This window comes from Nakamurella deserti (assembly GCF_003260015.1).
GTDB lineage: Bacteria > Actinomycetota > Actinomycetes > Mycobacteriales > Nakamurellaceae > Nakamurella > Nakamurella deserti.
On sequence record NZ_QCXS01000002.1, the window covers coordinates 17,548 to 41,431 of the forward strand.

At 73.6% G+C, this 23,884-nt stretch carries 23 protein-coding genes; 21 read left to right on the plus strand and 2 right to left on the minus strand.

From position 1 onward, the window contains the following. Positions 1-143 precede the first annotated feature (143 nt). The 13 genes from DB033_RS00425 to DB033_RS00485 all read left to right on the plus strand — a co-directional run bounded on the left by DB033_RS00425 (position 144) and on the right by DB033_RS00485 (position 14,805). Positions 144-1,874 (plus strand): CTP synthase, encoded by a 1,731-nt coding sequence (locus tag DB033_RS00425; RefSeq protein ID WP_111764968.1) that lies wholly within the window; start codon positions 144-146, stop codon positions 1,872-1,874. Continuing rightward, entirely contained in the window at positions 1,871-2,524 is a 654-nt protein-coding gene (locus DB033_RS00430) for an NUDIX domain-containing protein (RefSeq protein ID WP_205843584.1), read from the plus strand. The genes DB033_RS00425 and DB033_RS00430 overlap by 4 nt, the downstream gene beginning before the upstream one ends. Further along, positions 2,521-3,504, plus strand: coding sequence for a site-specific tyrosine recombinase XerD (locus tag DB033_RS00435; protein ID WP_111764969.1), 984 nt, complete (start codon positions 2,521-2,523; stop codon positions 3,502-3,504). The genes DB033_RS00430 and DB033_RS00435 overlap by 4 nt, the downstream gene beginning before the upstream one ends. Before the next feature lie 272 nt (positions 3,505-3,776). Further along, entirely contained in the window at positions 3,777-4,802 is a 1,026-nt protein-coding gene (locus tag DB033_RS00440) for an NAD-dependent epimerase/dehydratase family protein (protein ID WP_111764970.1), read from the plus strand. A 3-nt stretch (positions 4,803-4,805) separates the two neighbouring features. Further along, positions 4,806-6,455: a carbamoyltransferase family protein gene (locus DB033_RS00445; protein WP_111764971.1), complete on the plus strand. Its 1,650-nt coding sequence runs from the start codon at positions 4,806-4,808 to the stop codon at positions 6,453-6,455. Beyond that, positions 6,452-7,942, plus strand: coding sequence for an HAD-IIIA family hydrolase (locus DB033_RS00450; RefSeq protein WP_111764972.1), 1,491 nt, complete (start codon positions 6,452-6,454; stop codon positions 7,940-7,942). The genes DB033_RS00445 and DB033_RS00450 overlap by 4 nt, the downstream gene beginning before the upstream one ends. Then, a complete protein-coding gene (locus tag DB033_RS00455) occupies positions 7,939-8,967 on the plus strand; it encodes a glycosyltransferase family 9 protein (protein ID WP_111764973.1) in 1,029 nt (342 codons plus the stop codon). Before DB033_RS00450 ends, DB033_RS00455 begins: the two co-directional genes overlap by 4 nt. Next, entirely contained in the window at positions 8,964-9,944 is a 981-nt protein-coding gene (locus DB033_RS00460; RefSeq protein WP_111764974.1) for a glycosyltransferase, read from the plus strand. Before DB033_RS00455 ends, DB033_RS00460 begins: the two co-directional genes overlap by 4 nt. Further along, positions 9,941-11,149 (plus strand): glycosyltransferase, encoded by a 1,209-nt coding sequence (locus DB033_RS00465; RefSeq protein ID WP_111764975.1) that lies wholly within the window; start codon positions 9,941-9,943, stop codon positions 11,147-11,149. Before DB033_RS00460 ends, DB033_RS00465 begins: the two co-directional genes overlap by 4 nt. Continuing rightward, positions 11,146-11,757 carry a D-sedoheptulose-7-phosphate isomerase gene (locus tag DB033_RS00470; protein ID WP_240615664.1) on the plus strand — a complete coding sequence of 204 codons (612 nt, stop codon included), beginning with the start codon at positions 11,146-11,148 and terminating at the stop codon, positions 11,755-11,757. Before DB033_RS00465 ends, DB033_RS00470 begins: the two co-directional genes overlap by 4 nt. After that, complete coding sequence (locus DB033_RS00475; protein WP_205843585.1) at positions 11,754-13,127, plus strand: PfkB family carbohydrate kinase; 1,374 nt, start codon at positions 11,754-11,756, stop codon at positions 13,125-13,127. The genes DB033_RS00470 and DB033_RS00475 overlap by 4 nt, the downstream gene beginning before the upstream one ends. Next, on the plus strand, positions 13,124-14,077 hold the full coding sequence (locus DB033_RS00480) for a glycosyltransferase family 9 protein (protein ID WP_240615665.1): 954 nt from the start codon (positions 13,124-13,126) through the stop codon (positions 14,075-14,077). Before DB033_RS00475 ends, DB033_RS00480 begins: the two co-directional genes overlap by 4 nt. Continuing rightward, positions 14,065-14,805, plus strand: a complete 741-nt coding sequence (locus DB033_RS00485; RefSeq protein ID WP_157970423.1) for an SDR family oxidoreductase — start codon at positions 14,065-14,067, stop codon at positions 14,803-14,805. Before DB033_RS00480 ends, DB033_RS00485 begins: the two co-directional genes overlap by 13 nt. A 15-nt stretch (positions 14,806-14,820) precedes the next feature. Here the strand turns inward: DB033_RS00485 and DB033_RS00490 are convergent, their stop codons facing one another. Both DB033_RS00490 and DB033_RS00495 read right to left on the minus strand, forming a co-directional pair. Beyond that, positions 14,821-16,083, minus strand: a complete 1,263-nt coding sequence (locus tag DB033_RS00490) for a serine hydrolase domain-containing protein (RefSeq protein ID WP_111764977.1) — start codon at positions 16,081-16,083, stop codon at positions 14,821-14,823. Beyond that, the gene (locus DB033_RS00495) at positions 16,080-16,421 is read right to left on the minus strand and encodes a VOC family protein (RefSeq protein WP_111764978.1); all 342 of its coding nucleotides are present in this window, start codon (positions 16,419-16,421) and stop codon (positions 16,080-16,082) included. Before DB033_RS00495 ends, DB033_RS00490 begins: the two co-directional genes overlap by 4 nt. 98 nt (positions 16,422-16,519) lie before the next feature. On the opposite strand from DB033_RS00495, the gene DB033_RS00500 reads away from it, so the two are divergent. From DB033_RS00500 to der, 8 genes are all read left to right on the plus strand, one after another. Next, positions 16,520-17,020: a winged helix-turn-helix transcriptional regulator gene (locus DB033_RS00500; RefSeq protein ID WP_111764979.1), complete on the plus strand. Its 501-nt coding sequence runs from the start codon at positions 16,520-16,522 to the stop codon at positions 17,018-17,020. 730 nt (positions 17,021-17,750) lie between these two features. Continuing rightward, positions 17,751-18,566 (plus strand): AAA family ATPase, encoded by an 816-nt coding sequence (locus DB033_RS21720; protein ID WP_111767123.1) that lies wholly within the window; start codon positions 17,751-17,753, stop codon positions 18,564-18,566. Beyond that, positions 18,566-19,432 (plus strand): segregation and condensation protein A, encoded by an 867-nt coding sequence (locus DB033_RS00510; RefSeq protein WP_111764980.1) that lies wholly within the window; start codon positions 18,566-18,568, stop codon positions 19,430-19,432. The genes DB033_RS21720 and DB033_RS00510 overlap by 1 nt, the downstream gene beginning before the upstream one ends. Then, positions 19,429-20,091: an SMC-Scp complex subunit ScpB gene (gene scpB, locus DB033_RS00515; RefSeq protein WP_240615667.1), complete on the plus strand. Its 663-nt coding sequence runs from the start codon at positions 19,429-19,431 to the stop codon at positions 20,089-20,091. The genes DB033_RS00510 and scpB overlap by 4 nt, the downstream gene beginning before the upstream one ends. Before the next feature lie 78 nt (positions 20,092-20,169). After that, the gene (locus DB033_RS00520; protein ID WP_111764982.1) at positions 20,170-20,916 is read left to right on the plus strand and encodes a pseudouridine synthase; all 747 of its coding nucleotides are present in this window, start codon (positions 20,170-20,172) and stop codon (positions 20,914-20,916) included. Then, positions 20,913-21,584 carry a (d)CMP kinase gene (gene cmk, locus DB033_RS00525; protein WP_111764983.1) on the plus strand — a complete coding sequence of 224 codons (672 nt, stop codon included), beginning with the start codon at positions 20,913-20,915 and terminating at the stop codon, positions 21,582-21,584. The genes DB033_RS00520 and cmk overlap by 4 nt, the downstream gene beginning before the upstream one ends. After that, positions 21,581-22,258: a lysophospholipid acyltransferase family protein gene (locus DB033_RS00530; protein WP_240615668.1), complete on the plus strand. Its 678-nt coding sequence runs from the start codon at positions 21,581-21,583 to the stop codon at positions 22,256-22,258. The genes cmk and DB033_RS00530 overlap by 4 nt, the downstream gene beginning before the upstream one ends. Positions 22,259-22,342: 84 nt before the next feature. Then, positions 22,343-23,821 (plus strand): ribosome biogenesis GTPase Der, encoded by a 1,479-nt coding sequence (gene der, locus DB033_RS00535; RefSeq protein ID WP_111764984.1) that lies wholly within the window; start codon positions 22,343-22,345, stop codon positions 23,819-23,821. The last annotated feature ends 63 nt before the right edge of the window (positions 23,822-23,884 follow it).

The window sequence follows — 23,884 nt, forward strand, 5'->3', positions numbered from 1 at the left end:
GCCGGTCGGTCGGCTCGCGGATCCGCCCGGCTGCACGCGCGGGAGGCCCGTGCACTGTTAGGGTGAAATCCCGTGAGTGAGTGTCGGAAACCGAGCGTTCCCTCCTTGGTCCGACAGTCTGAAATTGCGGAACGGGAGTCCCCTTGGCGCCATCAGCGCGGTCGACAAAGCACATCTTCGTGACCGGTGGGGTGGCTTCCTCGCTGGGGAAGGGCCTGACCGCCTCGAGCCTCGGACAGCTGCTCACCAGCCGCGGACTCCGGGTCACCATGCAGAAGTTGGACCCGTACATCAACGTCGACCCCGGCACGATGAACCCGTTCCAGCACGGCGAGGTCTTCGTCACCGAGGACGGCGCCGAGTGCGACCTGGACATCGGCCACTACGAGCGGTTCCTGGACCGGGAGTTGTCGGCCGACGCCAACGTCACCACGGGCAAGGTGTACTCCCGCGTCATCGCCCGGGAGCGGCGCGGGGAGTACCTCGGCGACACCGTGCAGGTCATCCCGCACATCACCAACGAGATCAAGGAACAGATCCTGGCGATGTCGGCGGCCGACCGCGACGGCAACCGCCCCGACATCGTCATCACCGAGATCGGTGGCACCGTCGGTGACATCGAGTCGCTGCCGTTCCTGGAGGCGGCCCGCCAGGTCCGCCACGAGCTCGGCCGGGAGAACGTCTTCTACCTGCACGTCTCGTTGATCCCGTACCTGGCGCCGTCCGGGGAGCTCAAGACCAAGCCCACCCAGCACTCGGTGGCCGCGCTGCGCAACATAGGCATCCAGCCCGACGCCCTGGTCTGCCGCTCCGACCGGCCGATCCCGGAGTCGATGAAGCGCAAGATCTCGCTGATGTGCGACGTCGACCAGGAGGCGGTCATCGCCTGCCCCGACGCGCCGTCGATCTACGACATCCCGCGGGTGCTGTTCGACGAGGGCCTGGACGCCTACGTCGTGCGTCGGCTCAACACGTCCTTCCACGACGTCGACTGGACGGTCTGGGGTGACCTGCTGGACCGCGTGCACCAGCCCACCGAGACCGTGCGGATCGCCCTCGTCGGCAAGTACATCGACCTGCCGGACGCCTACCTGTCGGTGACCGAGGCGCTGCGGGCCGGCGGCTTCGGCAACCGCGCGAAGGTCGAGATCAAGTGGGTCGCGGCCGACGAGGTCGAGACCGTTCAGGGCGCCCAGCAGGTGCTGGCCGACGTCCAGGGCGTGCTGGTGCCCGGCGGCTTCGGCGTGCGTGGTGTGGAGGGCAAGCTCGGCGCGCTGACCTACGCCCGGACGAACGGGATCCCCACCCTGGGCATCTGCCTCGGCCTGCAGTGCATGGTCATCGAGATCGCCCGCGTGGTCGGAGGTCTCGCCGACGCGAACTCCACCGAGTTCGACCAGCACACCAAGGACCCGGTGATCGCCACGATGGCCGAGCAGGTCGACATCGTCGCCGGCGCCGGCGACATGGGCGGCACCATGCGACTCGGTGCCTACCCGGCCGTGCTGGACGAGGGCTCCCTGGTCGCCGACATCTACGGCGGGACCGAGGTGACCGAGCGGCACCGGCACCGCTACGAGGTCAACAACGGCTACCGCGAGTTGCTGGAGTCCAGCGGCCTGCGGCTGTCCGGGATGTCGCCGGACCGCAACCTGGTCGAGTTCGTCGAACTGGACCGCGAGCTGCACCCGTTCTTCGTCGCCACGCAGGCGCACCCGGAGTTCAAGTCGCGCCCGACCCGGCCGCACCCGTTGTTCTACTCCTTCGTCGAGGCGTCGCTGAACTACCTCAAGGGCGAGCGGCTGCCCATCGACGCCGAGGACGCCGCCGTCGCAGCGTCCGTGGCCCCGACCCCGGTGGGCGTCGCACGGTGACCGAACCGGGCGTGTTCGACGTCGTCTCCAGCGAGACCGTCTTCGAAGGCAGGATCGTCCAGGTCCGGGTCGACCAGGTCCGGATGCCGGGCGGGAAGGTGGCCGCGCGGGAGACCGTCGGGCACGACCGGGCGGTGGCGATCGTGGCGCTGGACGACGAGCAGCGGGTGGTGCTGGTCGCGCAGTACCGGCACCCGGTCCGGCGCCGGCTGTGGGAACTGCCCGCCGGTCTGCTCGACGTCGACGGCGAGCTGCCGTTGGCCGCGGCCCAGCGCGAGCTCGCCGAGGAGACGGGCCTGCGGGCGAACCGCTGGCAGGTGCTCGTCGACGTGGTGCCCTCGCCCGGGATCATGGACGAAGGGGTGCGGATCTTCCTGGCCCGCGGTCTCGTCGAGATCGGCCGGCAGGGCGAGATCGCCCACGAGGAGGCGGACCTGACGATCGAACGGGTCCCGCTCGCGGTCGCCGTCGACGGGATCTTCCGCGGCGACATCGTCAACGGGATGGCCGTCAGCGGACTCCTCGCGGCGCAGGCGGCACTGACCGGGGAGCGCTCGCTGCGGCCCGGAGCGCAGCCGTGGACCGACAGCCAGGCCCTCGTGCGGGGCGACGACGAAGCCCTGACCCAGCCGCCCGCCCTGAGGGCATGACCTCGCAGCCCGCGGGTCCGGTCGAACGCGCCGAGCCGGAACCGCCGGCGCCCGCGCTGGTGGCCGCGTTGTCGGGCTATCTGGACCACCTGACCGTCGAGCGGGGGGTGGCGCACAACACGGTGCTGTCCTACCGACGGGACCTGACCCGCTACGTCGGCTACCTGACGGCGGTGGGCGTCACGAGCCCGGAGCAGATCACCGCCGCCCAGGTCAGCGGTTTCCTGGCCGCGCTGCGGTCCGGGGACGGCGACCGGCAGCCCCTGGCCGCGTCCTCGGCCGCCCGGGCCGTGGTCGCCGCCCGCGGCTGGCACCGCTTCCTCACCGCCGAGGGCGCCGTTCCCGACGACACCTCCCGGGACGTACGGCCGCCGGCGCCGGCCCGGCGACTGCCCAAGGCCATCCCCTTCGAGTCGGTGCTGGCATTGCTGGAGGCGGCCGGCGGTACCGAGCCGCGGCCGCTGCGGGACCGCGCGATGCTCGAGTTCCTCTACTCGACCGGGGCCCGGATCTCCGAGGTCGTGGGGCTGGACGTCGACGACCTGGACCTCGTGGCCGGGGTGGCGCGGTTGCGCGGCAAGGGCTCCAAGGAGCGGCAGGTGCCGGTCGGCTCGTACGCGATCGCCGCGCTGCAGGCCTTCCTCGTCCAGGGACGGCCGGCGCTGGTCGGTGGCCGCACCGCGCGGTTCAGCCCCGCGGTGTTCGTCAACACCCGCGGTGGCCGGCTGACGCGGCAGGCCGCGTGGCAGATCCTGCGATCGGCGGCCGAGCGCAGCGGCGTCCCCGGGCTGGCCGACCGCGTGTCACCGCACACCCTGCGGCACTCCTACGCCACCCACCTGCTCGAGGGCGGGGCCGACATCCGCTCGGTGCAGGAGCTTCTCGGACACGCCTCGGTCACCACCACGCAGGTGTACACGCTGGTCACGGTCGACTCGCTGCGCGAGGTGTACGCCACCGCGCACCCCCGGGCCCGCTGACCGCTGTCCCGGCCGTGCCGACCCGGCGCCCGGACGCGTGCCCCACGCACCCGGCGTGACCTGCACTGATCGGACGTGCACGAGAAGCGGTTCTCGGGTAGACAGGACACGCACGGCCGGAACGCGTCGCCGCGAGGTCCCTCACGGCGGCGGTGGTCGTGTGTACGGACGGTTGAACAGCAGCCGCACGCGGTCGCCGGTTTCCGCCGGCTCCCTGCCCGTGTCGGCCACGTCGTCGTGGTGCACCGGGTGGGAACTTCCTCGGAGGCCGGATGCGTTCCTTCTCGCGTGTCGTGATCACCGGTGGTGCGGGCTTTCTCGGATCGCACCTGTGTGAGGCCCTGGTGGCCGCCGGCAGCGACGTCGTCTGCCTGGACAACTTCCTCACCGGTTCACCGGCCAACGTGGCGCACCTGCGGTCGTCGGAGCGGTTCCACCTGATCCGCTGCGACGTGACCGAGTACGTGCACGTCGCGGGCCCCGTCGACCTGGTGCTGCACTTCGCGTCGCCGGCGTCCCCGGTGGACTACCTGCGGCTGCCGATCGAGACGATGAAGGTCGGCAGCATCGGCACCCTGCACGCCCTCGGTCTGGCCAAGGACAAGGGCGCCCGGTTCGTGCTCGCCTCCACCTCCGAGACCTACGGTGATCCGCAGGTCCATCCGCAGCCCGAGACCTACTGGGGCCACGTCAATCCCGTGGGGCCACGCGGCGTCTACGACGAGGCCAAGCGGTTCGCCGAGGCGCTGACGGTGGCCTACCGCACCCGCTGCGGCGTGGACACCGCGATCGTGCGGTTGTTCAACACCTACGGTCCCCGGATGCGGACCGACGACGGCCGGGCCATCCCCACGTTCATCGGGCAGGCGCTCGCCGGGGACGACCTCACGGTGGCCGGCGACGGGCGGCAGACCCGTTCGGTGTGCTTCGTCGACGACACCGTCCGCGGCGTGCTGGCCGTGGCCGGCAGCGAGCTGGCCGGGCCGGTCAACATCGGCAGTCCCGACGAGATGACCGTGCTGCAGCTGGCCCGTGAGGTCATCGCGGCCGCCGGGTCCACGTCCGGGATCCGTTTCGTGGCAAGGCCCGTCGACGATCCGGCGGTCCGTCGCCCCGACACCCGGCTCATCGAGCGCGAACTCGGGTGGCGACCGGAGGTCGACTGGGCCACCGGACTCGCCGCCACCATCGACGACGTCCGCGAACGGTCGCTGTTCTCCACGCTCGACGGCTGGACCGCTGACCTGCCCCGGCCGCGGGTGACGGCCGACGAACTCAGTCCCCTCCGGAAAGGCTGACCCGTGCGCATCCTGGGCATCAACGCGCTCTACCACGATCCGTCCGCGGCCCTGGTGGTCGACGGCGTCACCGTCGCCGCGGCAGAGGAGGAGCGGTTCAGCCGGCGCAAGCACGGCAAGCGGCCGGTGCCGTTCTCGGCCTGGGAGCAACCGGAGCTGGCGGCGGCGTGGTGCCTCGCCGAGGCGGGACTGACCGCGGCGGATCTCGACGTGGTGACCTACTCCTTCGATCCCGCACTGCATCTCGCGCCGGGTGAGCTCGGACTGGACGACCCGTGGGACCACCTCCGGCACGACTACGCGGTCCGCGCCCCGCAGTTCCTGGCCGCCGCCGTGCCCGGACTCGACCCGGCGAAGGTCCGGTTCGTCCCGCACCACGTCGCCCACGCCGCGTCCGCCGGGCTGGCGGCCCCGTTCGGCGGCGACTGCGCCACCCTGGTCCTCGACGGCCGCGGCGAGCAGCACAGCCACCTGGGCGGCCTGTTCGACGGTGGTGCGCTGAAGATCCTGTCCAGCCAGGGCCTCCCGCACTCGCTCGGCCTGCTGTACGAGGACGCCACCGACCATCTGGGGTTCCTGCGCAGCTCCGACGAGTACAAGGTGATGGCGCTGGCCTCCTACGGCACCCCCCGGCACCTGGACCGGCTCCGCGAGCACGTCCACGCCACCGGCGACGGCGGCTTCCGCACGTCCGGGGTCGACTGGAGTGCGTTCGCGCCCCGACGCCGTGCCGACGAGGACTGGGGGCCGGTGCACGCCGACCTGGCCGCGAGTCTGCAGGCGGTGCTCGAGGAGGTGCTGCTCGATCTCGCCCGCGGGCTGCGCGAGCAGACCGGTGCCACCCGGCTGACGATGGCCGGCGGGGTCGCGCTGAACTGTGTCGCCAACAGTCGCCTGTTCGCCGACAGCGGGTTCGACGACATCTGGGTGCAGCCCGCCGCGGGTGACGCCGGCACCGCACTGGGCGGGGCCCTCTACGCCGCGCAGCAGGGCTTCGACGAGCTGCAGCCGTTCCCGGGCCCCGACCTGGGCCGGGGATGGAGCGACGACCAGCTCGAGGCCGTGCTGCGCACCGCCCGGGTGCCCTACGACCGACCGGACGACATCGCCGAGACGGTGGCCGAGGCGCTCGCCGCCGACGGGATCGTCGCCTGGTTCCAGGGCCGCAGCGAGTTCGGACCGCGCGCGCTGGGCCACCGCTCGCTGCTGGCCCACCCGGGCCGGGCCGACAACCTGCGCCGGCTCAACGACGTGAAAGGTCGGGAGCAGTTCCGGCCGGTGGCGCCGATGGTCCTCGCCGAGCGGGCGGGCGGGATCTTCGGTCGCGGTCCGTTGGTGTCGCCGTACATGCTCTTCGTCCAGGACGTGGCCCCGGAGTGGATCGACCGGATCCCCGCGGTGGTCCACGTCGACGGCACGGCCCGTATCCAGAGCGTGGACCCGGCGACCGAACCGCTGGTCGCCCGGATGCTGACCGGCTTCGCCCGACGGACGGGCCTGCCGGTGGTCGTCAACACCAGTCTCAACACCGCCGGCCGGCCGATGGTCGACTCTCCGATGGATGCGCTGGAGTGTTTCGGCTCCACCCCCGTGGACCTGCTGGCGCTGGGCCCGTTCGCCGTCCGGCGCGACGGTTCCGGGTCGGCGCGGTGAGCGCGGCGCTGTCGATCGTCATCCCGACCGTGGGCCGCCCGTCGCTGCAGGTGCTGCTCACCTCGCTCGGTCTCGCCGTCCGCCGGGGCGGTGGGCCGGTGCCGGAGATCCTGGTGGTGGACGACCGTCCCGGCCCGGCGGCGGGGCTGAGCGTCCCGGCGGGTGTCACGGTCCTGCGCTGCGGTGGCCGCGGTCCGGCGGCGGCGCGCAACGTCGGGTGGCGGGCCGCGAGCGGCGACTGGATCGCCTTCCTCGACGACGACGTCGTCGTCGGCGCCGACTGGTTGACGGGGCTGCGCCATGACCTGGAGGTGCCGACCGACGTGGCCGGCAGTCAGGCCCGACTCGTGGTGCCGCTGCCGCCGGACCGGCGACCCACCGACTGGGAGCGCGGTACCGCCGGTCTCGCGACGTCGTCCTGGATCACCGCCGACATGGCCTATCGGCGAGACGTTCTCGAAGCCGTCGGCGGCTTCGAGGAGCGTTTCCCGCGCGCCTTCCGGGAGGATGCCGATCTCGCGCTGCGGGTGCTCGACACGGGCCACCGGCTCGTCCGCGGCGAGCGCACCACCACCCACCCGGTGCGCCCCGCCGCCCGCTGGGCGAGCCTGCGGCAACAGCGCGGCAACGCCGACGACGTGCTGATGCGACGCCGGCACGGCCGGGACTGGCGGGCCCGGGCCCGGGCACCGCTCGGCCGCCGTCCGCAACACCTGGTCGGCACCGGGCTCGCCGTGGCGGCGCTGACGGCCCTGGTCGCCGGCCGCCGGCGGACCGCGCTGGCGGCGGCCGCCGGCTGGCTGGCGGTGACCGCGGAGTTCGCCGGTCGCCGGATCCTGCCCGGCCCGCGCGACCGTCGGGAGCTGGTGGAGATGCTGGCCACCAGCGTCCTCATCCCGCCGGCGGCCACGGGGCACTGGCTGGCCGGGCTGTGGCGGCACCGCCACGTGCGGCCGGTGCGCCGTCCGCGGCCCGCCGCCGTCCTCGTCGACCGTGACGGCACCCTGGTGCACGACGTCCCCTACAACGGTGACCCGGCACAGGTGCGCCCGATGGACGGCGCCCGGGACGCACTGGACCGGCTCCGGGCGGCCGGCCTGCCGGTCGCGGTGATCAGCAACCAGTCCGGAGTCGGTCGCGGCCTGCTGACCATGGAGCAGGTGCGCGCGGTCAACGCCCGGGTGGAGGAGTTGCTCGGGCCGTTCGACGGCTGGCTGGTGTGCCCGCACGGACCCGACGACGGCTGCGACTGCCGCAAGCCCGCACCGGGTCTGGCGCTGCAGGCCGCGGAGCTGCTCGGCGTGGAGCCGGGGCGCTGCGTGGTGATCGGCGACATCGGCGCCGACATGGAGTGCGCGGCCGCGTCCGGCGCCCGCGGCATCCTGGTGCCCACCGCCGCCACCCGCACGGAGGAGGTCCGCGCGGCCCGGGAACGGGCCCGAACCCTCGGCGACGCGGTCGATCTCATCCTGGCGGGCGCCTCGTGACCCGACACGCGCTCGTCGTGCGGCTGGACAGCATGGGCGACATGCTCATTTGCGGGCCGGCGATCCGCGCGGTGGCGGCAACGGTCGACCGGGTCACCGTCCTGGCCGGCCCGCTGGGGCGGGACGCCGCCGGGCTGCTGCCCGGCGTCGACGCGGTCGAGACGTTCGCCGCGCCCTGGATCCTCAACCCGGCGCCCGCCGTCCGGGCCGCGGACCTGGACGCTCTGGCGCACCGCGTCCGCGCGTCGGGGATCACCGAGGCGCTCATCCTGACGTCGTTCCACCAGTCCGCGCTGCCCACCGCGCTGCTGCTGCGGACGGCCGGTGTGGACCGGATCGCGGCGTGCAGCGAGGACTACCCCGGCAGCCTGCTCGACCGTCGGCTGACCGATCCGCCGGACGCGCCGGAACCGCTGCGGATGCTCGCCGTCGCCGAGGCGGCCGGTTACCCGCTGCCCGCCGGCGACGACGGGCGGCTCGCCGTCCGCCGTCCGCTGCCCGGGACCGACGTCCCGGCCGGTGCCGTCGTGGTCCACCCGGGGACCTCGGCGGCCGCGCGGGCCTACCCGCCCGAACGATGGTGTGCCGCGGTCGGAAGGCTCACCGCGGCGGGTCGTCCGGTGGTCGTCACCGGTGGCCCCGGGGAGACCGACCTCGGCGCCCGCATCGCGGCCGCGGGCGATCCGGCCCGGACGACGGACCTGTCCGGACGGCTCTCGCTCACCGCGACCGCGGCGGTGCTGGACCGGGCGGCGGTCGTCGTGGCCGCCAACACCGGACCCGCGCACCTCGCCGCGGCGGTCGGCACCCCCGTGGTGTCGTTGTTCGCCCCGGTCGTGCCCGCTCTGCGGTGGGCGCCGTACGGGGTCCCGACGGTCGTCCTGGGCGATCAGCACGCGGCCTGCCGGGGGACCCGGGCCACCACCTGCCCGGTGCCCGGACACCCGTGTCTGACCGGGATCACCGCGGACGAGATCGTCGCCGCCGTCGACGCTCTCGCCCCGCTGCCGGCGGTGGTCCGGTGAGGATCCTGCTCTGGCACGTCCACGGCAGCTGGGCGACCGCGTTCGTGCAGGGCCGGCACCGGTACGTGGTGCCGGTGCTGCCCGACCGCGGCGCGGACGGCGTGGGCCGGGCGCGGACCTGGGACTGGCCGGCGACGGTGACGGAGCTGCCGCCGGAACGGCTGCGCCACGAGGATTTCGACCTGGTGCTGCTGCAGCGGCCGCACGAGGTCGAGCTGGCCGCGACCTGGCTGGGCCGGCGCCCCGGGGTCGACCTCCCGGCGGTGTACGTCGAGCACAACACCCCCGAGGGCAGCCCCGGCCGGCAGCGGCATCCCCTCGCCGACCGTGACGACATCCCGATCGTGCACGTCACCCACTTCAACGACCTGTTCTGGGACAACGGTCGCGCCCCGACGGTCGTCGTCGAGCACGGCGTGGTCGACCCGGGACTGCGCTACACCGGTGAGCTCGCCGCGGGCGCGGTGGTGCTGAACGAGGCGGGGCGGCGGGGAAGGGTCGTCGGGGCGGACCTCGTCCCGCGGTTCGCCGGCGTGGCGCCGGTGGACCTGTTCGGGATGGACAGCGCCGCCTTCGTCGCCGGTCTCGGCACGTCGGCGGTGACGGCGCACCAGGACCTGCGGACGCAGGACGAGATGCACACCGCGCTCGCCCGGCGCCGGGTCTACCTGCACCCGACCCGGTGGACGTCCCTGGGCCTGTCGCTGATCGAGGCGATGCACCTGGGGATGCCGGTCGTGGCGGTGGCCGCCACCGAGGTGGTGGAGGCGGTGCCCCCGGGGGCGGGTGTCATCTCCACCGACGTGGCCCGGCTGCTGCGCGAGTTCGACAGTCTGATGCACGAGCCGGAGCAGGGTGTCGCGATGGGCCGGCTGGCCCGGACGGCCGCCCTCGCCCGGTACGGACTCAACCGATTCCTCGCCGACTGGGACGACGTCCTGGACCGCGTGGTGTCCCGAGAGGTGGTGTCGCCGTGAGAGTCGCCCTGGTGTCCGAACACGCCAGCCCGTTGGCCTGCCTCGGCGGCGTGGACGCGGGCGGGCAGAACGTCCACGTCGCGGCGCTCGCCGCGGCGCTGGCCCGTCGCGGGGACCGGGTGAGGGTGTACACCCGGGCCGACGGGCCGGGCCTGCCGCCCGTGGTGCCGATGTCGGCGGGGGTGGACGTCGTGCACGTCCCGGCCGGGCCGGCCGCGCCGGTGGCCAAGGACGAGCTGCTGCCCTTCATGCCCGCCTTCGGCGACGGGCTCGAGCGGGCCTGGCAGGTCGATCCGCCCGACGTGGTCCACGCGCACTTCTGGATGAGCGGCTGGGCCGCGCAGCGGGCGCTCACCGGCAGCGCCGTACCGCTGCTGCAGACCTTCCACGCGCTGGGCACGGTGAAGCGCCGCTGGCAGGGTGCGGCCGACACGAGCCCGCCGGAACGGCTGGGCATCGAGGCGGGGCTGGCGCGCAGCGTCGACCGGATCGTCGCCACCTGCCGTGACGAGGTGACGGAGCTGCGGGCCCTCGACGCGCCCCGCACACCGATCGACATCGTGCCGTGCGGCGTCGATCTCGACCTGTTCACCCCCGGCCCGACCGCGCCGTCGCCGGGCCGCCCCCGCCTGCTCGTCCTCGGGCGGCTGGTCGCCCGCAAGGGGATCGCCGACGCCGTCCGGGCGATGCGCCGGCTCCCCGGTGCCGAGCTGGTCGTCGCCGGCGGGCCGGACCGGTCCGGCCTCGGCGCCGACCCGGAGGCCGTCGCCCTGACCGCCCTGGCGGCGGAGCTGGGGGTCGCTGACCGGGTGCACCTCGTCGGCCGCGTCGACCGTGCCGATCTGCCCGCCCTGATCCGCAGCTGCGCCGCCGTGCTGGCGGTGCCCTGGTACGAGCCGTTCGGCATCGTCCCGCTGGAGGCGATGGCGTGCGGGGTGCCGGTCGTGGCCACCGCCGTCGGCGGCCTCACCGACACCGTGGTCGACGGGGTCACCGGGGTGCTGGTACCACCCCGCGACCCCGCCGCGCTGGCCGCGGCCGTCGAGCGGCTGCTCGCCGACGACGGCCGGCGGCAGTCGATGGGCCGCGCCGGCGCGCACCGGGCCCGGGCCCGCTACGGCTGGGACGACGTCGCCCGGCTCACCGGCAGGTCCTACGACGCGGCCCTGGGCTCGGTCGTGGCCGGCGCCGGGAGCGCCCGGTGACCGGCCTGATCGATCCGGCGGTGCAGACGGTCGCCCGTCGGCACCTGGCCGATGTGACGGAGGCGCTGTCGGCCTTCGGACCGGCCGCGGACCTGGCCGCGTCCTGGGGGCGGCGGCTGGCGCCGGTGTTGCTGGGCGGTGGTCGGCTGCTGGTCGTCGGCAACGGCGGGAGTGCCGCGCAGGCACAACATCTCAGCTCCGAGGTGGTGGGCCGCTACCGGGACGACCGGCCGCCGTTCTCGGCCGTCGCGGTGCACACCGAGCCGTCCGCGCTGACCGCGATCGCCAACGACTACGGCATCGAGGAGATGTTCGCGCGTCAGGTGCAGGCCCACGGGCGGCCCGGCGACGTCTGCGTCCTGCTGTCGACGTCGGGACGCAGCCCGAACGTCGTGGTCGCGGCCGAGCGGGCCCGGCGCTGCGGACTGCTGACCTGGGCGATGACCGGCCCCACCCCGAACCCGCTGGCCGCCGTGTGCGACGAGACGCTGGCCGTGTCCGCCCGGACCACCGCCACCGTGCAGGAGCTGCACCTGGTCGCCCTGCACGTGCTGTGCGAGGCGTTCGACGAGGCCCTCGAGGCCGCACCCGGGGCGGTGACCTCGTGACCGCGCCACTGGTGGTGATCGGGGACGTGATGCTCGACGTCGACCGCACGGGGGAGGCGGCACGGCTGTCCCCGGAGGCGCCGGTGCCGGTGCTGCACTCCGTGGTCGACACCCGACGACCCGGTGGCGCGGCGCTGGCCGCCCTGCTCGCCCGGGCCGCGGGCGACCGGCCGGTGGTGCTGGTCGCCCCGGTCGCCGACGACGCCGCGGGTCGCGAGCTCCGCCGGTTGCTGGACGGACGGGTCGAGGTCGTGCCGCTGTCGTGGACCGGGTCCACCCCGGTCAAGACCCGGATCCGGGCCGGTGACCATCCGGTGGCCCGCCTGGACGAGGGGGGCGACCCCGGGGACATCGGGGAGCTGCCGGACCGCGTGACCGAGGTGCTCGCCGCGGCGGCCGGCATCCTCGTCGCCGACTACGGGCGCGGGGCGACGGCGCACCCGCCGCTGCGGGCGGCGATCGAGGCCAGGTCGGGCCGGGTGCCCGTGGTCTGGGACCCGCACCCCCGCGGTGCCACCCCTGTCCCCGGCGTCACCGTGGTCACGCCCAACGCGTCCGAGGCGGGAGTCCCGGCCGACGCCGGCGTCACCGGGTGGCGCGCGGCGGCCGAGGAGCTGGGCCGCCGGTGGTCGGCCCGGGCGGTGTGCGTCACCCTCGGCGACCGTGGGGCGATGGTCAGCCGGACCGGCGAGATGCCCTTCCTGGTGGCCGCCCCGACGGTCGTCGCCCGGGACACCTGCGGTGCCGGTGACTGTTTCGCCGCCACCGTGGCGGTCGCGCTGGCCGGGGGAGCCCTGCTCACCGACGCCGTGGTGACCGCCGTGGCCGCCGCCGGGGCCTTCGTCGCCGCGGGCGGCGCCGCGGGCTTCCGGCTCGACGGCGGCGAGATCGCCCCGGTGACACCTGATCTCGACAGCCTGCTGGCCGCTGTGCGGGGCCGGGGCGGCACCGTGGTGGCGACCGGTGGGTGCTTCGATCTGCTCCACGCCGGCCATGTCGCCACCCTGCAGGCGGCCCGGGCCCTGGGCGACTGTCTGGTGGTGTGCCTGAACTCCGACGACTCGGTGCGCCGGCTCAAGGGTCCGCAGCGGCCGCTGCAGCCGGCGGTCGACCGGGCACAGGTGCTGTCCGCGTTGGCCTGTGTCGACGCGGTGGTCGTCTTCGAGGAGGACACGCCGGCGACGGCGCTGCGGCGGGTCCGTCCGGATGTGTGGGCCAAGGGCGGGGACTACACCGGCATGGTGCTGCCGGAGGCGGCGGTGCTCGCCGAATGGGGCGGTGAGGCCGTCACCGTGCCCTACCTCGCCGGACGGTCGACGACCGCACTCGTGGAGCTGGCCGCCCGACCGGTCGACCAGGCCCGGCGGTGACGCAGCGGCCGGTGGCCCTGGTGCTCCGCGCGCTGGGTCTGGGCGACTTCCTGGCCGGCCTGCCGGCGATCCGGGTGCTGCGCGCGGCTCTGCCGCGGCACGAGATCGTGCTCGCGGCGCCGGCGGCGTTGGCGCCGTTGGTGGCCCTGGTCCCCGAGATCGACCGGCTGTTCCCGCGGGGCGAGCTCGAGCCGCTGGACGGCTGGTCGGGCCCGGTGGACGTCGCGGTCGATCTGCACGGCAACGGGCCGGCCAGCCGGACGCTGCTGGCCGCGGTGGCGCCGCGGCGGGTCGTGGGTTTCGCCTACCCGGGGGTGGACATGCCGGGACCGGTGTGGCGGGGCGACGAGCACGAGGTCGACCGATGGTGCCGGCTGATCGGCGCCGCCTTCGGCGTCGTGGCCCCGGGCGGGGTCGCCGGGACTCTGGGCCGGTCCACCGCGCCGGTACCGGCCGGGGTGACCGTGGTGCACCCGGGTGCGGCGTCCGGCGCCCGCCGGTGGCCCCCGGCCCGCTTCACGGCGGTGGCCCGCGCCCTGCGGTCGGAGGGGCACCGCGTGGTGGTCACCGGCGGTCCGGCGGAACGTGAGCTTGTCGCCGGGATAGCCGCCGCAGCCGAGGTGATGCCGCTGTTGGGCCTGAGCCTGGGTCAGCTCGCCGCCGTCGTCGCCCGGGCCCGACTGGTGGTGTGCGGCGACACCGGGGTGGCGCACCTGGCGTCGGCGTACCGGACCCCGTCGGTGCTGCTGTTCGGTCCCGTGTCGCCGCGGATCTGGGGACCGCCGGCCGACGGACCGCACCGGGTGCTGTGGCACGGCGACGGGACCGGGGATCCGCACGGGGCGGCGCCGGATCCGGCGCTGCTGCGGATCACCGTGGACGAGGTCCTCGACGCCGTCGGGGATCTGATGGACACGACAACGGAACAGGAGACACGGTGCGGGGTCTGAACGGTCGGGTGGTGCTCATCAGCGGTGGCGGCAGCGGTCTGGGACGGGCGATCGCGCGTCGGCTGGCCGCCGGCGGGGCGCATCCCGCGGTCGGCGACGTCGACGTCGAGGGGGCGGCGGAGACCGTCCGGCTGGTCGAGGAGGCCGGCGGCAGCGCGACCGCCCACCGGCTGGACGTGACCTCGTCGGAGAGCGCCCGTGCGGTGGTCGGCGCGGTGGCGGAGGAGTTCGGGGACCGTTTCGACGGTCTGGTCAACAACGCCGGTACCGACCGGGGTGCCGGGCTTCTCGACCTGAGCGACGAGCAGTGGGCGCAGGTGGTCGGGGTCAACCAGACCGGCCCGATGTACCTGACCCGGGAGTTCCTGCGGCGGCTGGGCACCGCCGACCGCGAGTACCCCGCCGACGTCGTCAACGTCATCTCCATCTCGGCGATCACCGTGGGCACCGACGCCGCGGCCTACAACAGCTCCAAGGCGGCGCTGGCGATGCTGACGAAGATCATGCAGCGGGAGGCGCACGAGTACCGCTGGCCGGTGCGGATCCACGGGCTGATGCCCAGCGCGATGAACACCCCGATGATGGAGCAGTGGCACCTGTCCGACGAGGTGATGATGGCGCCCGACACCGTCGCCTCGGCCGTCGAGTTCATGATGACGCTGCCGCCCGACACCTTCGTGCAGAACCTGACCATCAACTCCCGGCGGGAGCCCGGCTGGCCGCGCTGATCCCGCGGCCCGTGCTCAGGGCGCGGGAATCCGGACGCCGGGTGCGGACTCCTGGTGCGTGGCCTCCATCAGGGTCGTCAACGCGGCCCCGGTGACCTGACGGGTGACGGTGCCGTTGCTGAATCCGGACGGCGAGCACTTAGCGAGCCGCGCGTACGTCCAGAACTCCCGCATCACCGCAGGTGCGCTCGGGCTGTCCATCTCGAGCTGGGTGAACAGCACCGCGACGGTGCCGCGGGACGGATCGATGTGGGCGGATGTCCCGGTGCCGCCGATCCAGCCGTAGCGGCCGGGCACCGTCCACGGGTCGGCGGTGTCGATGTCGACCGACCCGCCGAAGCCCCAGCCCTGTCCCTCCAGGAACAGCCTGCCGGCGTCCCGCTGCGCCGGGGTGAGGCGGTTCGTGGTCATCCGGCGGACGGCGTCGGTCGACAGCACCCGGCGGCCTTCGTGGTTCCGGCCGCCCCGCAGGAGCATCCGACCGAACGCGCACCAGTCCTCCACCGTGGACACGAGTCCCGCGGCGCCGGACGGGAAAACCGGCTCGCGGCTCCAGATCCCGTCCCGGGCGTCGACCAGTGTGGGTCCGTCGGTGCTCTGGGCGTAGTAGTCGGTGAAGCGGTGCATCCGGTCGCCCGGCACCACGAACCCGGTGTCGACCATCCCGAGCGGCGTGAAGATCCGCTCCGTGAGGAAGTCCGGGAGCGACCGCCCGGAGATGCGCGCGACGAGCACGCCCTGCAGGTCGGAACACAGGTTGTACAGCCACCGTTCACCCGGCGGCGCCGGCAACGGGATGTCGGCGAGGGTCCGCAGCCAGGCGTCCGGATCGAGCGGCACCGGGGTCTGCGGCGGTCCCTGCCGCAACCGCTCGGACAACGGCTGCACGGCGGGCAGGGTGAAGTCCGCCGGGAAGCCCCAGCCGGCGGTCGAGGCCAGGACGTGCTCGACGGTGATCGGCCGCGGCGCCGGTACCACCTCCTCGGCGGGACCGTCCGGACGGCGCACCACGACCGGGTCGGCGAGCTCGGGCAGCCACCGGGCGATCGGGTCGTCGAGGGCGGCGAGGCCGTCGTCGATCAGCGCCGACAGGGCGGCCGCCGTGATCGGCTTGGTCACCGACGCGATGCGGAAGAGCGTGTCCCGCCGCATGGGTGCGCTTCCGTCGACGTCCACCGCCCCGACCGTGGCGATCTCGACGTCGTCACCGCGGGCGAGCAACGCCACCGCTCCGGGAGCCGTGAGGTGCCCGGCGACGGTGTCGTGCAGGGCCGTCATCGCAGCGGGGACGTGAAGACGATGCGGTTCCCGTCGGCGTCGGTGAGCGGCAGGATCCGCACGGTGGTCGCGTCCTGCGCACCGTCGTGATCGATCGCGGCGGCGGTGAGCCGGCCGGCTTCGGCCGTGACGTCGTCGACGCCGAGCACCATCGACGAACGTCCGGCCCGGTCGGGTTCGACGTAGACCTGGACGCCGAAGGCGGGCGAGAGGTGCCACTCCAGCAACCCGTCCATCGGCCGGGCGTCGGGCCCGGTACCGAACAGCCGCCCGTACCACCGCTCGGCGGCGGGCAGGTCGGACACGGTCATCTGGGCGAGCAGGCGGGTGATCGTCATGACGTCTCCTGAGGTCGGCACCGGTGGCGAACTGCAAGCGGTTCTCACCGTAGAACCGGCCGGTAGTACATTGCAAGCACTTTCGGGAGGAGGGTCGGATGGCGGGACAGGCCCGGTCGGGGTGCCCGATCAACGCGGCGGTCGAGGCGTTCGGCGACCAGTGGAGCCTGCTGGTGCTGCGGGACGTGATGTTCGGCGACCGCCGCAGCTTCCGGGTACTGCAGTCCCAGTCCGAGGAGGGCATCGCCTCCAACATCCTGAGTGACCGGCTGAAGCGGCTGGTGGCCGGTGGCCTGCTCACGCGGGACGGAGCCGGGCCCGGGCGACGCGCCACCTACAGCCTCACCGAGGCGGCGATCCAGCTGGTGCCGGTCTTCGCCCAGCTCGGCGCCTGGGGGCTCCGGCACCGGCCGACCACCCGCGAGTTGCGGATCCGGGCCGAGCTGCTGGAGGCGGGCGGCCCGATGATGTGGTCGGACCTGATGGACGAGCTCCGCGAGCGTCACCTCGGCGTTCCCCGACCCCGGACCGGCCGGGAGTCCGCCGGGGAACGTCTGGAACGGGCTCACGCCGACGCCGTCGCGGCTTCGGCCGGGTGAGCCGACGGCGGTGCCGCGACCACCGCAGGCCCGTCGCGTTGGATCGGGCCGGGTGGGCACCATAGTGTGGGACAGGGCCCGCACGGCGGGGCGGTCCGGTCCGTGTCGGTGACCTGACCTGCAGAATCACCCAGCGACAGGAGTGCAGCGGATGAGCCAGCCGAACCACGGGGAATGGTTCGCGGGCGAGAGTCACGACCACGCCGGTGATCAGCAGGAGCACCAGCACCACGAGCACCACCAGTCACACGACGGGCAGCAGAACGGCCGTGACGAGGACCGGCACTCCGGCGGTCAGCACTCCGACTGGCAGCCCGACGGCGTCGCGCCGGGCGGGCAGGACGCGCGTCGGCACCTCGGCGACCAGGAGCACCACCCTGACGGCCATGGCCAAGCGGCTCACCACGACGCGGAGCACACCGGACACCGACCCAGCGAGCGCCCCGAGCACCAGCACGCAGATCATCAGCACGCCGAGCACCAGCACGGGGAGCAGGAGCACCGGCAGGACGAGCACCGGCACGACGAGGCGCAGGACGCCGGTGGGTCACCCACCGTCCCCGCCGTCCCCGCCCCCGTACCGGCTCCGACCCGGCCCACCGCCGACGAGGGCCTGTTCGCGGCGCAGGCCCGCCCGGGCCGGATCGGGGCGATCTCGGCCCGCGCCGCCGCCAAGGCCGCCGCACGCGCCGCGGCACCGGTCGAGGTCCAGCCCGGCCCGACCGGCCGGATGCCGCGTGAGTTCCCGGTGCCGGAGCCGCTGCACGCCCACGGCCCGGCCCGGGTCATCGCCGTCTGCAACCAGAAGGGCGGCGTCGGCAAGACCACCTCGACGATCAACATGGGCGCCGCGCTCGCCGGTTACGGCCGCCGCGTCCTCGTCGTCGACCTCGATCCGCAGGGCGCGCTGTCCGCCGGTCTCGGCGTCGCCTCCCACCAGCTCGACCGCACCATCTACAACCTGATGCTGGAGCGCAGCACCCAGATCGGCGACGTCCTCGTCCCGACCAAGGTCCCCGGTATGGACCTGCTGCCGGCCAACATCGACCTGTCCGCCGCCGAGGTGCAGCTGATCAACGAGGTCGGCCGGGAGCAGACCCTGGGACGCGCCCTGCGGCCGGTGCTGCACGCCTACGACTACATCCTCATCGACTGCCAGCCGTCGCTCGGGCTGCTCACCGTCAACGCGCTGGCGTGCTCGTCGGCCGTGGTGATGCCGGTGGCCGCCGAGTACTTCGCGCTCCGCGGCGTCGCGCTGCTGATCGACACCATCTCCAAGGTGCAGGAACGCATCAACCCCGACCTGGCCATCGACGGCATCCTCGTCACGCTCTACGACGGCCGTACCGTGCACTCCCGCGACGTGGTGGCCACGCTGGTCGACCAGTTCGGCGAGACCGTCTACGACACCGTCATCTCCCGGACGGTGAAGTTCCCCGAGACCTCGGTCGCCGGTGAGCCGATCCTCACCTACGCGCCCGACTCACCGGCCTCGCAGGCCTACCTGCAACTGGCCCGCGAGATGATCAGCAGGAAGCCGGCCTGATGACCGCCCTGCCGGCGGCCTCCGCAGGGTCGTCGACAGGGCCGTCGGCAGCCCCGCCCGCGGACGGTGAGCCGACCACGACCGCCGCGCCGCGCGGCCGGTTCCACATCCAGCTGCACAACTTCGACGGCCCGTTCGACCTGCTGCTGCAACTGATCTCCTCGCACCGGATGGACGTCACCGAGGTCGCGCTGCACATCGTCACCGACGAGTTCATCGCCCACCTCCGCTCGCTCGGCGACGACTGGGACCTCGGTCAGGCCACCGAGTTCCTGGTCGTCGCCGCCACCCTGCTCGACCTCAAGGCCGCGCGCCTGCTGCCCGACGCCGACGTCGAGGACGAGGCGGACCTGGCCATCCTGGAGGCCCGCGACCTGCTCTTCGCCCGGCTGATGGCCTACAAGGCCTACCAGCAGGTGGCGGTGCTGCTCAAGGAACTGGAAGCGACCGCGCTGCGCCGCTACCCGCGGGCGGTGACGCTGGAGGGCCGCTACCTCGGGCTGCTGCCCGAGGTCGAGATCGGCCTCAGTCCCCACGGTTTCGCGGAGTTCGCGTCCGGGATCTTCCGCCCGAAACCCCCGCCGCCCACCGTGTCACTCGCCCACATCCACGCCTCGCGGGTGTCGGTCGCCGAGCACACGGCCGCCATCCGCGACCTCCTCGCCGCACGTGGGGTCGCCACCTTCGCCGAACTCATCGCCGGCTGCACCGAGACCCTGGAGGTCGTCGCACGGTTCCTGGGGCTGCTCAATCTGTACCGGGAGGCGGCGGTGCTGTTCGACCAGCCGGAACCGCTGGGCGAGCTGACCGTGCGCTGGTCGGGTGGCGACGCCGACACCGTCATCAGCGACGAGGAGTACGAGTGACCCGGATCGACATCGACGGAGCCCCCCTCCACGGACCGGAGACCCCCGACACCTCCGTCGAGGAGGCCGGGGACGCCGACGACCGGGCGCCCGCCGCGCCCGACCTGTCCTTCGTCGACGAGTCCGAGCTGACCGGTGCGCTGGAGGCGGTCCTGCTGATCGTCGACACCCCGGTCACCGAGGAGGCCCTCGCGGCGGCGGTCGGCTTCCCCCCGGAGCGGGTCCGTGACGAACTCCACAGCATCGCCAACCGGCTCGCGGAAACCCGTTCCGGGATCCATCTCCGGCAGATCGGCGGCGGCTGGCGCTTCTACACCCGGGACCGTTTCGCACCCGTCGTGGAGCGTTTCGTGCTCGATGGTCAACAGACCCGGCTCTCGCGTGCTGCACTTGAGACACTGGCCGTCATCGCCTACCGCCAGCCGGTCACCCGTGCGCGGGTGTCGGCGGTCCGGGGGGTGAACGTCGACGGGGTCATCCGGACCCTCACCGCGCGCGGACTCATCGAGGAGGACGGGTCGGACGCCGACACCGGCGGCCTGCTGTACCGCACCACGGAGCTGTTCCTGGAGCGGATGGGGCTCGGTTCGCTCGACGAACTCCCACCGCTCGGGCCGCTGCTCCCCGACGTCGACGCCCTCGACCTGTTCGAGGACTGACGTCCGGAGCCGGCCCCGACGGAGTCCGGCCACCGTCGCACCCGAGTCACCGAAGCACGCAGGAGAACTGGGAATCACATGGAACGCAAGGATCCGAACGAAGAGGGCGTCCGCCTGCAGAAGGTGCTCGCCGCCGCCGGCATCGCCTCCCGCCGCAAGGCCGAGGAGATGATCGCCCAGGGCCGGGTCAAGGTCGACGGGCTGCTCGTCAAGGAGCTCGGGCGGCGGGTCGACCCCGAGAACGCGGTCATCCACGTCGACGGCAACCGCATCGTGCTGGGCGAGCACCAGGTGTACCTGGCCGTCAACAAGATGCCCGGCGTGCTGTCGACCATGGACGACGAACTCGGCCGCCCCAGCATCGGCGACATGGTCGCCGACCGCAGCGAGCGGCTGTTCCACGTCGGCCGGCTCGATCAGGACTCCGAGGGGCTGATCCTCCTGACCAACGACGGCGACCTCGCGCACCGGCTGACCCATCCGTCGTTCGGCGTCTCCAAGACCTACATGGCCGAGGTGCCGGGGCCCATCCCGCGCGAGCTGAGCCGCAACCTGCGCAAGGGCGTCGAGCTGGAGGACGGCCCGGCGAAAGTCGACGACTTCGAGATCGTCGATCAGCACAACGGTCGCGCCGTGCTCAGGATCGTGCTCCACGAGGGCCGCAAGCACATCGTCCGGCGGATGCTGGATTCGCAGGGGCATCCGGTGTCGCGTCTGGTCCGCACCCAGATCGGTGACGTCCAGCTCGGCCACCAGCGTCCCGGCACGGTCCGCAAGCTGAGCCCGGCGGAGGTCGCCCAGCTGTACAAGGCGGTCGGTCTGTGAGCGACTTCGTCATCGCCATCGACGGGCCCAGCGGCACCGGGAAGTCCACGGTGGCCCGCAAGGTCGCCGCGTCCCTCGGGGCGGGGTACCTCGACACCGGCGCGATGTACCGCATCGTCACCCTCGCGGTGCTCAACGCCGGCATCGACCCGTACGACGACGACGCGGTCGCGGGGTTGCTCGCGACGCTGGCCTTCGTCTCGCCCACCGACCCCGACGCCCAGCAGCACCTGCTGGACGGCGCCGACGTCGGCGGGGCCATCCGCACCGCCGAGGTGACGTCCGCGGTGTCGCCGGTCTCGGCGAACCCGGCGGTGCGCGCCTGGTTGAAGGGCCGGCAGCAGGAGCTGGCCGCCGCCGGCCGGATGGTCGTGGAGGGCCGCGACATCGGCACCGTCATCACCCCCGACGCGACGTTGAAGATCTACCTGACCGCCGACGAGCGGGTGCGCGCGCTGCGCCGCCACACCGACACCGCCGCCCGCACCGCCGGGGACGTCGAGACGGTCCGGGCGTCCCTGGCGCTGCGGGACGCCCACGACACGAACCGCGCGCACGCGCCGCTGATGGCCGCCGCCGACGCCGTCGTGCTCGACTCCACCGATCTCGAGATCAGCCAGACCGTGGAGGCGGTCCTGACCCTCGCGGCGGAGCGGGGCATCCGGTGAGCTTCCTGCGGCTGCCCGGACGGGACGACCCCACGCCGGCCGTCACCACCCCGGTCAAGGTCGACATCGGACGCCGGATCGGCATCGTGACCAAGCTGGTGTCCTACCGGATGCGGATCAGCGGCGCGGAGCGGATCCCGCCGACCGGACCGGTGCTGTTCGTGGTGAACCACTCGTCCGGTCTGGACGGGCCGGTGCTCTTCGGGGCGCTGCCGCGGCGGGTGTCGTTCCTGGTCAAGGCCGAGATGTTCCACGGCCCCGTCGGCTGGGTGCTGACCAACGTGGGTCAGTACGGGCTGCACCGCGACGTCCCCGACCGCGCGCCGCTGCTCAACGCGCTCGCCCAGCTGCAGGGCGGCGGCGCGATCGGCATCTTCCCGGAGGGCACCCGCGGCGCCGGGGGCGTCGAGAGCGTGTTCAACGGTGCCGGCTGGCTGGCCTGCCGCTCCGGGGCGCAGATCGTGCCCATCGCCATGCGCGGCACCCACCGCCCCACCGGGTCCGGCCGGCGCTTCCGACCCCGGGTGGACGTGCTGATCGGCGACCCGTTCACGGTGCCGCCCGGCGTCGGCCGGACCGCCGTCACGGCGGCCACCGACCGGATCCGCGTTACCCTGAAGGAGCTGGTCACCGCGCTGGACGATTCCCGCGCGCGGTCCGGCAGCCTGTTGTGATCGCACGACGCCCCCGGCCCTCGGGTGTGCGTCCCGGTCGCGGCGGCCCTTCCCGGCCGTCGCGAGAACCGTGAGGGAAGAAGAATGACCGAAGATTCCGCGCGCCCCGAGGCCGCTCCGGCCGACGAGACCTGGTCCGACGAGAGCGATTTCGCCGGCTGGGAGGACGGCGCCGCCGATCCGGAATTCGTCGACGGTGTCGATGTGGACGACTTCGTCGTCGAGGACGTCCGGGTGCCGACCGTGGCCATCGTCGGACGGCCCAACGTCGGCAAGTCCACGCTGGTGAACCGGCTGATCGCCCGCCGTGAGGCCGTCGTCCAGGACGTCCCCGGAGTCACCCGTGACCGCGTCAGCTACGACGCCCACTGGCGGGGCCGGCGCTTCACCGTGATCGACACCGGTGGCTGGGAGCAGAAGCCCGAGGGTATCCAGGTCGCGGTGGCCGCGCAGGCCGAGTACGCGATGAAGACCGCCGACGCGGTGCTCGTCGTCGTCGACGCCTCCGTCGGTGCGACCGACACCGACATGGCCGTCGCCCGGATCCTGCGCCGCTCGAAGCGGCCGGTGCTGCTCATCGCCAACAAGGTCGACGACGAGCGGCTCGAGGCCGACGCCGCCGAGCTGTGGAGCCTCGGCCTCGGCAAGCCGTGGGAGCTGTCGGCGCTGCACGGTCGCGGCTCCGGTGACCTGCTGGACGCCATCCTGGACGCGCTGCCGGAGACCCCCGCCGAGATCTTCGGCGCCGTGTCCGGGCCGCGCCGGGTGGCCCTGGTCGGCAAGCCCAACGTCGGCAAGTCGTCGCTGCTGAACAAGCTGACCGGCGAGAACCGTTCCGTCGTCGACAGTGTCGCCGGCACCACCGTCGACCCGGTCGACTCGCTGGTCGAGCTGGACGGCGAGGTCTGGCGTTTCGTCGACACCGCGGGGCTCCGCCGGCGGGTCTCGCACGCCGCCGGCATGGAGTACTACGCCTCGCTGCGCACCCAGACCGCCATCGAGACCGCCGAGGTGGCGGTCGTTCTCGTCGACTCGTCGGAGCCGATGAGCGAGCAGGACCAGCGGGTCATCTCGATGGTCGAGGAGGCCGGCCGCGCGCTGGTCGTCGCGCTCAACAAGGCCGACCTCGTCGACGCGGACCGGCGCACCGACATCAACCGTGAGCTCGAGCGCGACCTGGTGCGGGTGCCGTGGGCGACCACCATCAACATCTCGGCGCTGACCGGGCGGGCCGTGCAGCGGCTGGCCCCGGCGCTGCGGACCGCGCTGGAGTCGTGGGACAAGCGCATCCCCACCGGGCGGCTGAACGCCTTCCTCGGTGAGGTCGTGCAGGCCACGCCGCCGCCGGTGCGCGGCGGCAAGCAGCCCAAGATCCTGTTCGCCACCCAGGCCGCCAACCGGCCGCCGACCTTCGTGCTGTTCACCAGCGGGTTCCTCGAGGCCGGCTACCGCCGGTTCATCGAGCGCAAGGTTCGTGAGGAGTTCGGCTTCGACGGCTCGCCGGTCCGGATCAACGTCCGGGTGCGCGAGAAGCGCAGCGACCGGGCACGCGCCAAGAAGTGACCGGAGCGGGCCCGCCACGGCGGGGCCGGCCGGTCGCGGGCGACCCCGGGCGGCCGACCGCGA

Bases quoted from the DNA above. Each gene is read 5' to 3' on its own strand.
- DB033_RS00520 (WP_111764982.1), top strand. From the start codon at position 20,170: ATGGAACGCAAGGATCCGAACGAAGAGGGCGTCCGCCTGCAGAAGGTG.
- der (WP_111764984.1), top strand. From the start codon at position 22,343: ATGACCGAAGATTCCGCGCGCCCCGAGGCCGCTCCGGCCGACGAGACC.
- DB033_RS21720 (WP_111767123.1), top strand. From the start codon at position 17,751: ATGCCGCGTGAGTTCCCGGTGCCGGAGCCGCTGCACGCCCACGGCCCG.
- DB033_RS00435 (WP_111764969.1), top strand. From the start codon at position 2,521: ATGACCTCGCAGCCCGCGGGTCCGGTCGAACGCGCCGAGCCGGAACCG.
- DB033_RS00440 (WP_111764970.1), top strand. From the start codon at position 3,777: ATGCGTTCCTTCTCGCGTGTCGTGATCACCGGTGGTGCGGGCTTTCTC.
- DB033_RS00495 (WP_111764978.1), bottom strand. From the start codon at position 16,421: ATGACGATCACCCGCCTGCTCGCCCAGATGACCGTGTCCGACCTGCCC.
- DB033_RS00490 (WP_111764977.1), bottom strand. From the start codon at position 16,083: ATGACGGCCCTGCACGACACCGTCGCCGGGCACCTCACGGCTCCCGGA.
- DB033_RS00510 (WP_111764980.1), top strand. From the start codon at position 18,566: ATGACCGCCCTGCCGGCGGCCTCCGCAGGGTCGTCGACAGGGCCGTCG.
- DB033_RS00500 (WP_111764979.1), top strand. From the start codon at position 16,520: ATGGCGGGACAGGCCCGGTCGGGGTGCCCGATCAACGCGGCGGTCGAG.